The organism is Vibrio splendidus 12E03, from assembly GCF_000272105.2.
Taxonomy (GTDB): Bacteria; Pseudomonadota; Gammaproteobacteria; order Enterobacterales; family Vibrionaceae; genus Vibrio; species Vibrio splendidus_I.
This window is the reverse complement of the sequence record NZ_AJZD02000148.1, coordinates 1-13,365: the sequence shown is the minus strand read 5'-3', so window position 1 is coordinate 13,365 and position 13,365 is coordinate 1. Positions and strand designations below refer to the sequence as shown.

Sequence of the window (13,365 nt, the reverse complement as noted above, 5' to 3'; positions counted from 1 at the left end):
ATACGACCTCAGGTCGCACGGACAATTCTGAGTTACGAACCATCAGACACGCTGAACTTTCACATGACTTCTAGTATCGTAACTCTACGGGCAGCAATTATGCAGAAGTCCAAAAAGTGTCGAGGTAGTTTGGGTCGATATTGCCTTGAGGGGTACAGAGCCCATATGCCAATTGTTTGATTTTAAAGTCTTCCAATAAGACAGTCAAAGTCCCAGTTTGTATTTCGTTGACAATAAAGGGCAATGCTAAACATGATATACCTTTGCCATTAATCACGGCATTGAGAAGTATGGAACTATCATTTACAGAGTAGTTACTTGTGACCGTCACACATTAACGGGCTGAGCGTATTTAGAGCCGACTTTAGGAACAAACAACCAATCATGGCCTATTCGCTTGTGGATTAAGCCATTGTGATCGAGTAAGTCTTCGGGGATAAAGGATCGACATGTTCTGCTAGATATTGAGGGGAGGCGCAACCCACCTATAGGCTATTGTAAGTTTCGAATGCGGACAGGAATCTCTTGTCCCACCACTCTCTACCCCCCAAGTTCTACCAAGGATTGTCTTTGAAATACTCATGCAAATAATCAATTAATGCTCTTACGGTTGGAGATTGATGTTTTCTTGAAGAATAGAGCGCATATATTGTCAGATCGGCGGGTTTCCAGTCTGATAGGACTGGCTGTAATGTGCCGCTCTCGATGTATTGATTAGCTAAGTAGGTTGGTTGAATGGCGACACCTCCACCAATAAGTGCTGCATGGAGTAATGTCGTAGCCTCGTTAGCGGTTAGTTTACATTCAACATCTATTGATTTTTGTTGAGTATCATTCGTGAGGTGCCATACGTGTCGCTGAAAGTTTTTATACCCCAGACAGCTATGCATACTCAGCTGCTCTGGCTCCGAGAGGTCTTTCCTGCTTGCTAAATATGCAGGTGAAGCAACTAGTACCGATTCGCAAATGGCTATCGGTTTACCAATCAAAGATGGTTCCGGATTAGAAGCAATTCTAAGCGCAAGATCAATTTGTTTTTCTGTCAGGTCAGCGACTGAATCCTGTAGGTCGATATCGACATGGACTTTGGGATGTATAGTCATGAAATTCAAAAGCGCAGGGACAAGCTGCGAAAACCCGAATGACATACTTGTCGCAACTCGTACTATCCCAGTCAGCTCTTCACTATTATCACTTAAAGCGACTAACCCGTTCGCTTGCTCAAGCCAAACCTCAACTTCCTTTAAACACCGCTCTCCGGTCGTTGTGAGCGTTACCTTTCGGGTTGTTCGGTGTAGTAAACGGGCGTTTAACCACTTCTCCATAGCTTCAACATAACGTGTCACCATAGGGCGAGACATCTCAAGTCTGTCAGCCGTAGCGGTAAAACTGCCTGATTGAGCAATATCAACAAATACTTTTGCAGCGGTTAATTTATCCATTTATTTGCTCGAATTAAGAAATAATGATGTTTGATTTTGTATGTTTTTCAGATCATGTCAATCATTTATGATTTATCACATCAAAACAAGCCATATAATTTACGGAGCAAGTCATGAAAAGAATCAGCCTATTAGCCGCATCCATCTTAGTCGCAGGTAGCGCCTTTGCCACAGAGCAAACGACACTGACTTTTGATGTTTATAACGCAGACGAAAACAGCTTCCACGCAAACTCAACATTGATTGTTGGAGAGAGTGAGGTAATGCTGATAGATACTGGCTTTACTAAAGCAGATGCTCTACGAATTGCAGCAAAAATACAGGATACGGGTAAAGAATTAAAAACTATTTTCATTAGTCAGGCCGACCCTGACTTCTATTTTGGCGCTGAAGTATTACACACCTTGTTTCCCGATGCAGATATTGTGACAACGCCTGCGGTAAAGGAAGTCATAGAAAAGAAACTGCCTTCCAAACTCAAGGTGTGGAGTCCTAGAATGGGCAGCAATGCACCTGTTACGCCTTATATTCCTAAAGCAATAGAGGCGACAAGTCTTATTTTGGAAGGACACAAGATTGAGATAAAAGGTACGGATGGCATTTTACCGCACCGCCCATACTTATGGATTCCTTCAAGTAAAACAATATTAGGTAACATAGCAATATTTGGAAATTTGCATCTTTGGACTGCAGATACGCAAACCGAGCAGAGTCAAAATGCATGGAGTGAGCAACTTAAGGAGATGCAAGCTTTACAACCGGAAACGGTTATTCCGGGACATATGAAATCGGGAACTGCGTTAAACGTTGAATCCATTAACTACTCTTTGCAGTATCTTGAAGATTTCAGTGAGTCAAAAAAGAACAGTAAAAATAGCGAACAACTCATTGAAAAAATGTCTGAGAAATACAAAGACTCGAAGTTACCTATTGCTTTAAGCATTGGTGCGAAAGTTCATATGGGAGAGATGACATGGTAACTATTCACTACTTCTATGATCCGATGTGTGGGTGGTGCTATGGCGCGACTCCATTGGTAGAATCAATTGCAAGCAGCAGTAAGTATCATCTAGTAATGCACTCCGGAGGGATGCTTCCAGCAAAATTGATAGCACCATCGTTTCGTCAGCATATTTTAAATAGTGACCGACGAATTAGTGAACAGACCAATGCTCAGTTCGGACAGGATTATATCGAACGTGTAGCAGATAATGAGCAACTTGTTCTGGACTCTTATCTTCCTACTCGGGCAATTCTTGTTGGAGAATCTTTAGGGCTTGATCCATTTGACATGTTAAAAGCAATACAAAAAGCACATTACATTGAAGGTAAAGCTGTCAATACTCTTAGCAGTTTGGAAGAGTTGGCTGTTCAATTAGGGCTTGACCAACAGTTATGGCGAGAGAAAATGCAAACAGGGGAACCCTTAGAAGACGCCGCAATCGATATTAGCCATCAAATGATGACCCGATTGGGCGTTCAGGGTTACCCAACACTTATGATTGAAGACAATGGGGAATTTAAGAGGTTGCCTCATACCGAGTTTTATGGCCGAACAGAGCAATGGAAAACACTATTAGAAATTTAACTAAACGCGACCTTGCGTTAACAGATAGTGTATAAAGCCCCACTCATAATGTTCGTGACGCAAATGAAATTGCGGCGCGAACTTCTTTCAACCAAATGATTATGCACCTTAAGTATTTTTTGTAAATGCCACATATGATAGCTTCTGGGAGTTTCCGTTCACCACCAAGGGTAGCCTGAAATAATAAACTTGAAACAAAACTAGTGATGAAGTCTATCGGTGGTGTATTACTCAAACACTTAAATGGGCAAAAATGAGTTATGTCACTACTCATTTTTGCCTTTTTCATTAGCATTAAAACTCAATCTATCGACCGTATTGCTCAATAATAAAGTGCTCAAAATCATCACACATTTGGTCATTCGACTTTGCATTATTCGCTAATTCAGTTGCTCCATCAACGATCGATACCTTCGCATTCAAATCCGCGACTGGTGCACGTTCTCTTGTCGACAGCTGTTTGATTTTTCTCTCCTCAATCGCCCAAGCTTCTTCTGGCGATAAGTTGCACTCGTCAGCGAGGTATTTTGCATTAAAACCTTCGCCAGTGAGGCTTTGGATTGTCCCATTATGATTCACGCTATTGCCTTGGTGCCAATAGTGCTTAGCTAACAAAGGGCCGATCTCTGGGTTATCCGTTAGGTAGCCAAACTTATCAGTGAAATATGCACGAGTTTGATACACCGCCATATGAGCCAGCAGGTAACCTTGATACGCGCAAGAGGCTTCATCCGACAATAGATGCGGGATTGCCATTAATGGGCGAGGGCTACAAGCTAATCCAAGAATCGTTTCCTCACTGCTACGAGCAAGAGCAGTGATCTTTTCCGGTGTCAGATCTTCATCCGCCAATTCGTAAAGTGCTCGCTCGAAATATGGAACCACTAAAATGCTGCGTTCTTGATAAGCTCTGAAGGGTTGTTTGTTATCGATGATTGCTTTGATTAACTCGTCAGGTACTGCTTGGCCATCTGCATTTAGCGCGTATTGTTTGAGCCAATCGGCGTCATTCAACAAGCTGTCACAGAACATGGATTGAGTTTCGGCATAAGCCATTGAGGTTGGTGCAAACTCTTGAGAGAAACACGGTGCGTTCATTTTTACGTTAGCAAAATGTGCTGCATGACCACCCTCGTGAAATAGTGTATTGATGCCATCATAGCCGCTGCCAACTTGATCGGGCTTTGCGTTGCTCGTGAAGTTAACTTGAGCCGCTACCCACGTGTCTTGATCGTAGAAAGAAGGGATAGGGCCATGGCAGAAGCCATTAGGGTACTTACCTTTGCGATCAAGCAGATCCAATTTTAATGTCGCTTGAGAGTATTCGATGTTTAGGCGACCAAAAGATTCGATCCAGCGTCGAAGTGACTTTGAGAATGGAACATAAGGATCAAGATCATTCATAACGTCACCTGCAAAAGAGTAGGTAAAGTTATGGGCTTGAAGTGCATTCTCGCCTTTCTGCTCAGCCAAATTGGTTAGACTTTGCTGATGGCTATCGCGTGTACGTGCTTCGAAGTCGTCAAGAATCGTAAACAGCTGCTCTGTCGTCATCTGTTCGGTTTTAACCACCGAGTAATCAAAGAAGGTTTTAAAACCCAGTGATTGAGCAAATTGGTTACGTTTTTTGATCAGTTCAATGAAGCCGTTAGCCAGCAGCCACTGTTCTAAATCTAATAGTGCTTGATGTGCAGAAAGCCTAACTTGTTCATTACCATTACTTCTAACGGCTGAACCTAAAACGGACAGCGACCCTTCTGTTTCGTCGCCTGTTTCATTTACGTAAGTCATCACATGGTTTTGTTTTTTCTCAAACAGTTCAGCCTCAAACTTTATGAGTTCGGCTTTAAGCTTCTGTGACTGTTCAGACTCAATAGAGTGAGATCTAAAGGTCGCTAACCAACCATTCAAGCCTGTCTGTGTACTCTCTTTTTCTAGGGGATCTTGAATTTTATCGATAGCAGCTAGTTGAGTTTCGATAGCAGCAATCTGTTCGGCAGAGCTTAGAAATTCAGTCCACTGAGTCTGCGCGAGTGTCGAGCCATCGTGGTCGTCACTGATCCCCATATATGTATCCCAAAAGAAGTCTTCTTTCGCTTTATGAGTCGCAAGATACTTTTGATTCAATTGGTTGAGATAGTTCGTTGCAGTCATGACATTCCTTGAAATTTAACCAGTAATTTCAACATTATGACACATTCATTGAATGTATTTTGTGACGATAGATATAACTGAATGCAAGTCACAACCTGTCGGTTTACTTTACAGCGTATTAGTGATAATTAATTAACTGTTAATGATTTGTTGTTTGCTAGTATTAACTAAAGAGAGTGTGCTGATTTCTCCGGCTTTTTATTGAGTAAATTGATGTTCTCAAGGTCAGCGTTTTTGTAAGGAAGAGGTTTAGGATGGATCCTATTTTATATATCGAAGTTGGTGGTGTTGTTTGGCAAGTATTCCCTGATGGTACTTGGCTTCAATTACCTGCTGCGCAGCCAAAAGTTGAAGGCGTGCAAGTCGTCAGCATTGAACCTCAGAACTTACAAGAGGCTCAGCCCTTAACTGAATCACAAATAGCCGCAGTTGAACAACAGTTGGAAAAGGTGGTCATCGAACTCGTCAACAACATTGAAAGCGCACCTCAACAGCCTAACTCTGTAAATGACCAACCTAGTTCCAGTACTTCTTTTATTGCTTATGTTCGTTCCACCTTAGATGAAACGCTTGCAGAAGCGGGTTTTGATACGCGTCCTACAGAATATGCCGACGAAGATACAACCTCGAATGAGGGTAACCTTGATATTCTGTTACCTAGTGCACTCTTAACCGTTGATATTTTGGATGGTGGAGACGGTTACGAAAACCAGTTTGAAGTACCAGGTGTCACGATTACGGGCACGGCTGTGGATGTTCGAGACGGGCGTACCGTTGTTCTGACCATCACTGATGTTAACGGCAACACAGTAACCACCACAGCCATCACAAGTGATGAAACGTATGTCGTCAACGGTGTCGACCTCTCTTCATTGGAGGAGGGAGATCTCCAAGTCGACGCGGTCATTGCTGATGATTTTGGCAATAGTATTACTGCTAAGGATTCCACAATCAAAGACACGCTAGCCAATATTGAGGTTGACTTCGATGGCTTTGGTGATGAGTTTTACAATCAATTTGAAATATCAAATGGGGTGCTCGTTGGTACGATTGCCAATGTTGAAGATGGGCAAACCATCAACATTTCAATTACCGATAGCCAAGGTGCGGTACAAGAATACACAACGGAAGTATCCGGCGGAACTTGGACTCTGACTCTTCAAGACTACTCAAGTTTTGCAGAAGGTGAGCTGACCGTTGTTGCCAATACTATCGATATTGCAGGAAACCCTACAACAGCGACCGACACGATCGTGAAAGATACGCTAGCGAACATCACCGCTGCGGTTGATGATGGTGGCGACGGCGTCCTCAATAGCTTCGAAATTCAGTCTGCTAAATTCTTTGGTACGGTACAGAATGTAGAAGATGGTCAAACGGTCAATATTCGTATTTCTGACAGCACAACGAATGTCATTGTGTTGACGGCAACTGTGATTGATGGTGCTTGGTCAGTTGAAGGCGTGGATCTAACCAGTTTTTCCGATGGTGGCATTCAAATTGAGGCTGACACTGTTGATGTTGCCGGTAATCCTGCTTCAGCAGTAAATAGCGCAGGGCAAATTGTTATTGATACTGTTTCGCCTGTTATAGACATTGATACGCTAGACGGTTTTAGCATTTTGGCATTTCGTAGTGGCCAACTTACAACCATGCAGGGTACAACCAATGTTGCAGAAGGTTTACCGGTTTACATTGAAGTAAACGACGGGACTCAGACACTGGTGTTCGAGGGAGTTGTTGATTCCGCAGGTAACTGGGTGGTGGAGAATATTGATATATCTACCTTAAATTCTTCTGCGGAATGGACGATCGACGCAAAAGTTTTCAATACAGTCGGCAACGAAGCCATCGATGATATGCCGACGATTATTCTTCCTGAATCAGTTGTGTTTTCGGAAAATATCATCGGTATTTTTGGAGACGAAACACAAACTTCTGATATTAGGATCGATTTTGCGGACTTCTCGTTTAGCGCAGATCAAACTATAGCTGAGTCATTAACCTCTCAAAGCCTGTCGATCACTATCGCGGTATCGGCTGACAAGCAAAGCCTTATAGGAACCCGAAGCGATGGCCAAATTGTATTCGATGCTGCAATATCTGGCAGCAACGTAAATATCAATTTTTATAAGGCGATTGACCAAGAAGCAGGATTAGATTCAATTCAGACTGCGCTGGTTATTGAAGGTTTACAAACAGATGCGGACGGCACTACTGAGCTCGTCATCGGTCATCTACCTATAGTGATCAAAGACTCAGAACCACTCATTTTTGATGAGTCTTATGAAGTAATTGAAGGTGAGGTCACGTCAGGAAATGTACTGAATAATGATATCGATCTTGATACACAGCTGACAATAAAAAGTGTTGAAGTTGATGGGACGACACAAACAATATCCGGGAGTGCGCCAGTTTCTTTTACTTTGGATGAAGGTGTTTTGACCGTTTTTTCCAATGGTCATTGGACGTTCGTCGCCAACAGAAATTTGGATCACACCGTAGCTCAAAACATCACTTTCAACTATGTTGCAGGCGACAGCAGTAATGACTTCGGAAGTGGCACTGCGGTGATCGATATTTTTGATGGTGATGCAGGGTTAGTTGTTGATGGGACAACAACCAGCTCTGAAGGTGATGTGTCTGAAGGAATTCAAACGGTAGTCGGTCAGTTTACCGTTTCCGCTGGCTCAGATAATCCAGATCCTGCTTCTGTTGTATTTAATGCTAATACTCTGGTGCAGCTAGACGCCTTGGGCTTGACGACCGGAGATGAGAGGTTCCCTCTAACCTACACGTTAGCGAATGATGGTAAAACGATTACCGCACAAGCAAATGGTGAAACGATATTCACGCTAACGTTGAGTGCAGTCGCTAGTGGTATCGATGTTCTAGCAGATGTCACATTAGTGTTAGAGCAGCCTGTAAACCACCTGTTCAGCAATGACTCCATCACCCTGCCACTTATTATTGATGGAACGGATTTAGATGGTACTTCTTTAGAGCAAGGGCAATTCGATTGGTTCATTCAGGATGGAGCCGACCCAATATTAACTTCAACTAGCAATGCTGCTGTGGACGAGTCAGATCTTATTTACGGCAGTGTTTCAGATACTGGCACTTTCAACCTCAACGTCGGAAGTGACTTTGTTGAGTCTGTATTTTTTGATGTTGGAGATCAGCCGCAGTTGTTTAGTGGGGGCGTACAGATCATCTATGTAGTCTCTGCAGGCGGAAATGAACTTACTGGTTATGTTGGCTCTGAAAGTGCTGAAAATAAAGCGTTTACCTTGAGCTTCACCTCTCTGTCAGGTGAGGCCGATACTGATGTCACTTACACCTTTGAACTATTTAAGGGGCTCGACCAAACGAATGGAACCGATCAAATCCCTTTCGTCGTTACTGCAAGAGATGATGACAACGATGAAACCAAATTAAGCTTGAATGTGTCAGTGACGGATGGCGGCGAGCCGACGATTGGTTCAGGGACAGTTGAGCTCAGTGAAATTCCTGTTGCTGATAGCACTCCGTCTGGAGTAGGTTCAACAGCGAATGTGACTCTGGCTGTTACCGCGGGTAATGACCCGCTGGTTTTCTTAGGTTTGGATGTGACTACGGAGCAAGCTGTTCTTGATAGCGATGGTGTCGCGGTAACCAGCAATGGTGAAGTGCTGACTTGGCGTGATAACGGTAATGGAACCTTTGATGCAGTCCTTAGTAATGGCGATGCTGTCTTCAAAATCAAGTTACCGGATGATTTTAGCCTTGAAGCGAATGGCTCAACAAACGTAAATGTAGTTATTGAGCTCTATCAGTCCATTGATCATGGCTTAGGTTTAAAAGATACCGAACTGACCATTCCAGCTTCTATCGTCACTATTGACTCAGATGGTTCTCGAGATACGCAAGGATCCGACATCAAAATATACGACGGTAAGGACCCTGAATTCTCAATTGTAGGTAGTATATCTGTCGATGAAGACGGCCTCATTGGTGACAATGAACAAGCTGGTACTGAAGAACCGAGTCCATCGATATCAATTATCCAAGGCTCAGATGATATCGCATCAGTGTCAATTAATACCGCTGCTTTTGATGCGCTTGGCTATAGCAGTGGTGGGCGAGCCATATCTTTGCAAGAAGTGAATGCCGATGGTTGGTATTACGCTCAAGATTCGTCGGGTAACGATATCTTCCGAATTCGTTTTAACAACGATGGCACTACAGAGTTCAATCTTTATGCGCCGCTCGATCATGCAACGGGTGATGGTGAAAACAACCTAGCTGTGAATTTTGAATTGGTTGTCACTGATGTCGATGGTGATAGCTCTGATCCTGCTATCTATTCAGTCAACGTTACGGATGCGGTTCCTACTTCTCGAAGCGGTTCTATTGAAATGGTTGAGGGCGACGACCTCAACGGACAGTTCTTAACGGAAGAGTTTGCAGGGGCAGATGGTGCGGAAATCATTAGCTTCACCTATCGAAATGTCACGTATACCTTTGATGATGTCGGTACTCCTATCACGATCAATCTTATCAACGACTATGATAGTGGATCTACTTATGGTCAGTTTACTCTTTCACCTGATGGTAGTTACCAACTAACCACGAATCCAAACGTATCGACAGATCCTACTAACCCTAAAATAATCGATGATATTGACTATTTGGTACGAGATGCAGATGGTGATGAAGTAATAAGTAACGCTGAGCTTGTGTTAGATGATAACGAAGGTTTTATTCGTTATGAAGATTCTGAAACCACAGAAGACAACGATGCGATTATCGTCGTGAGTGTGGCAACCGGAGATGTGGACCAAAGCGAAACGGTTACGGCTATCGAGTTCTCAGAAGATTCTTTGCAAGGCGGTAGCCTGTATTTAGATGGTGTATTGCTTCAAGTAGTTGATGGCAAGGTGACGCTTTCAGGCAGTCAGTTAAAGGCGATTGACAGTCAGTTTACCGGCCCGAATGGTCAGTTAACTTATCGACCTGCACTCCATGAATCGAATACGACCTCAACGGTTATTCTAGCGATCAACGCCATCATTAGTACTGACACCATTCCCAAAGAGTTGACCGCTGACGTTGCTATTTCTGTTTTACCCGTGGCAGATGCGCCGGATTGGTCAGATTCTGTATTTACTTATCAATCAGTGGAAGATGACGCAGACCCAATTAAGTTGGATATCACCGCTCAGTTGGTCGACCAAGATTCGTCAGAATCATTGTCATACACTATTAGTGGCATTCCAGATGGGCTGAATATCACCTTGAACGGAAATGCGGTTAAAGAGGGCAAAGAGTACACCCAAGCTCAAATCGATAAGATGGAAATCAGAGCCGATGAAAACCTTGCAGGTCGATTCGAGTTTGAGATTACCGCGATTGCAACCGAAGCGGGAAACACGTTCGCTGACCCCGATGATAAAACGGCCGATATTGTTAATACCGTAGTTGTCGAGATTTCACCGGATGCGGATACTCCAATTTTATCTGTCAAAGATTACAAAGGTCTGGAAGATGAAAGCATCTTCCTAAAGAACGTAATCAATGGTGCGTTGACTGATACTGACGGTTCTGAATCGTTAAGTTACCAAATTGAAGTACAAGACGGTTGGGTAATTCAAGGTGGATTGTTTGACTTAATTGGCCCTAATACTTATCTCGTTTCTACTGAAGCGATAGAGAATGGCACCGCTTATCTAATACCAAAAGAAGACATCAGTTCCTTTACGGAAGACCTATTTATTAACGTGACTGCCGTTTCTTATGAATCGACAGTTGACTCGTTAGACCCTGTTAATGTGACCGCACTTAGCGATACCAAAACCATCAACATTTTCCTGAAGGGTGTCGTCGATGAGCCGATCGTTGTCGATGGCGGTAATGCTCACTGGGAATATGACAGTGATACTAAAGTCATCAGCAACCAATCTGTTCTCAATGAAGATGGTTTGATTCGACTTGATTTTGTGGTTCAAACTTCTGATTACGACGTTTCAGAAGAAATTAATATACTCCTGACCAATATTCCTGATGGCATCTTGCTGGTGGATTCATTGGGTGAGCCAGTATCGCTGACGATCGCTTATGTTGATGATGTAACAGGGCCAGTATTCCAGGTTTCTAACGCCCAACTGAATGATTTGTATCTCAAGCCAATTCCGGATTTTAGTGGCGAGCTAGAGCTAACTGTTATTGCTATCTCGACAGAGCCTGATGGCGATTCGGGCGAGTTCCCGATGACGTTGAAAGTAGAGTTAGCGCCCGTTGTTGATCAAGAAGATGGTCAAACAGTTAGCACTCAAGGTATTGAAGACAGCCAAATTGGATTGAACCTAGAGCCATCTGTGAATCAAGATGTTGACGGTAGTGAGTCTTTAACGGGTTATGTGATTGACAGTCTTCCTGCTGATCTGGCTCTTTATTTTGATGGTAGCGTTATTGATGTACCGGTTTCAGGGTTAGATTTAGAAAGTTTATTAGACTCTACGACGCCAACACTGTCCGAGCTTTTAAGTAGCGGAAGACTGTCAGTCACCGCTACTGAAGATTTGAGCGGTACATTTTCGATCCCAATTACCTATGAAGTTACCGACACTTCGTCGACAGGCTCGACTGATGTAAAAGATATCTCGGGATCAATCAGTGTCACCGTCGATGCGAGGGTTGAGTCAGATACTCGTTTAGAAAGCTCTGGTCAGCTATACATCAGTGATGACGGCTCTCCAGTCAACGTGTCTGATGCCGTTACTTTTGTTGACGCTGATATGGATGGCTCAGAATACTTAGATTATATCTTGATCGATGTGCCTGATGGTTATTCGCTGATTATCGATCACCCGAACGGAGCCGCTCAAGATATTTCAGGAAACTGGATTATCTCTGCGAACGGTCTTACGAGTGACTCTATCCAAGAGTTGGCGCAAGAAATCTTGAGCGGTATGACGATCTCCAGCCCAAGCGATACACCCGTTTTAGATATTGTGGTTCGTGCTCGTGTGATTGATGGCGAAGATTCGAAGTATATTGATACTTCATTCCAAATTCAGATAACGGGTCATAGTGGTGGCGGGGGCTCTTGTGATCCTGTTGGACCACCAAGTCCAATCCAGCCAGACGAAGAAATCAAAACTCCAGAAGGTGAAGATATCGATTTAACGGGCTTGTTAAATACCGATGTTGCAAGTGACCCTGACAACGAAATTTCTTTCTATATTCCAGCAGATTCACTACCAGAAGGCGTCGAGATTTCAGGTGATGGTGTTATTGCGGAATATGACGCGGCTGGCGAAGTCGTCGGTTACTCAATTACTGCCGATGGTCTCTCGAAACTGACGTTAACCGGATTGGACGAAGACTTCGCTGGATGTATTGATTTCACGATAGAGACGATTGAAACGTCACCGTGTAATGGTGAAACCGTAACGACAGCTCAAACTATTAGTATTCAAGTCTTGCCTGTTGTGGATGACATCACCGTGGCCACGGATTCGACAACGATTCAAGAAGACATCGCCACGGATCTTAATCTTGAGCTTGTTCTTGGAGATAGCGTTGAAGATGGTCAGTTAATCACGGGTGAAGGCAATAGTGCTACTGGCAAGGAGACAGTTAACTCTCTGACCATCACAGTATCAAATGGTGTAACACTATCGGAGAGTCCTGCTGATACTGGCTTGTTGGTTGATAACGGCAATGGTACTTGGACGGTAACGGATCCTAGCCGCTTGAGTGATGTGTTGGTAACGCCACCTGAGCATTACAGTGGTGAAATTACCCTCACTGTGACAGCAAATATTACCGACAAAGCGGATTGTGTAACAGAAACGGATATGCAAGATAAAACGACTGTGGTGACTATCACCGTTGAGCCAGTCGCTGATGCGGCGAACTTGGTGACAGAGGATATTGTTGGCGACGAAGATAACTATATTTCATTGTCATCACTCAGCGCGGAGCTGATTGACCAAGATAGCTCTGAAAATATGTCCTTGGCATTGAAAGGAGTACCTGAAGGCGCGGTTGTTGCGATAAAGGTGGGCGACAGCTACGAATTAGTTCCTAACAATGGCGTCGATGGCGGTACCTTTGATGGTAACCCTACTTACGAGTGGCAGCTCGATCCAAGCCAGCTTGCCAACCTTGTAATTCTACCGCCGCGAGACTTTAGTG

At 43.7% G+C, this 13,365-nt stretch carries 6 protein-coding genes; 3 read left to right on the top strand and 3 right to left on the bottom strand.

The features are described 5' to 3' along the window. Nucleotides 1-97: 97 nt before the first annotated feature. Both A142_RS25715 and A142_RS11100 read right to left on the bottom strand, forming a co-directional pair. Nucleotides 98-277, bottom strand: a complete 180-nt coding sequence (locus A142_RS25715; RefSeq protein ID WP_431306023.1) for a hypothetical protein — start codon at nucleotides 275-277, stop codon at nucleotides 98-100. A gap of 277 nt (nucleotides 278-554) precedes the next feature. Next, nucleotides 555-1,442 (bottom strand): LysR family transcriptional regulator, encoded by an 888-nt coding sequence (locus tag A142_RS11100; RefSeq protein ID WP_019820922.1) that lies wholly within the window; start codon nucleotides 1,440-1,442, stop codon nucleotides 555-557. Between the two features lie 113 nt (nucleotides 1,443-1,555). On the opposite strand from A142_RS11100, the gene A142_RS11095 reads away from it, so the two are divergent. Continuing rightward, on the top strand, nucleotides 1,556-2,422 hold the full coding sequence (locus tag A142_RS11095; protein ID WP_019820921.1) for an MBL fold metallo-hydrolase: 867 nt from the start codon (nucleotides 1,556-1,558) through the stop codon (nucleotides 2,420-2,422). After that, the gene (locus A142_RS11090; protein WP_019820920.1) at nucleotides 2,416-3,030 is read left to right on the top strand and encodes a DsbA family protein; all 615 of its coding nucleotides are present in this window, start codon (nucleotides 2,416-2,418) and stop codon (nucleotides 3,028-3,030) included. The genes A142_RS11095 and A142_RS11090 overlap by 7 nt, the downstream gene beginning before the upstream one ends. A 306-nt stretch (nucleotides 3,031-3,336) precedes the next feature. Here A142_RS11090 and A142_RS11085 read toward each other — a convergent pair whose 3' ends face one another. Next, entirely contained in the window at nucleotides 3,337-5,184 is a 1,848-nt protein-coding gene (locus A142_RS11085) for a M3 family metallopeptidase (RefSeq protein WP_019820919.1), read from the bottom strand. Between the two features lie 254 nt (nucleotides 5,185-5,438). On the opposite strand from A142_RS11085, the gene A142_RS11080 reads away from it, so the two are divergent. Further along, nucleotides 5,439-13,365: RTX toxin (locus A142_RS11080; RefSeq protein ID WP_019820918.1), on the top strand; the 7,927-nt coding region annotated here is incomplete at its 3' end.

Excerpts from the sequence above, each read along its gene's own strand:
- A142_RS11100 (WP_019820922.1), bottom strand. The coding sequence starts at position 1,442 with ATGGATAAATTAACCGCTGCAAAAGTATTTGTTGATATTGCTCAATCA.
- A142_RS11095 (WP_019820921.1), top strand. The coding sequence starts at position 1,556 with ATGAAAAGAATCAGCCTATTAGCCGCATCCATCTTAGTCGCAGGTAGC.
- A142_RS11085 (WP_019820919.1), bottom strand. The coding sequence starts at position 5,184 with ATGACTGCAACGAACTATCTCAACCAATTGAATCAAAAGTATCTTGCG.
- A142_RS11090 (WP_019820920.1), top strand. The coding sequence starts at position 2,416 with ATGGTAACTATTCACTACTTCTATGATCCGATGTGTGGGTGGTGCTAT.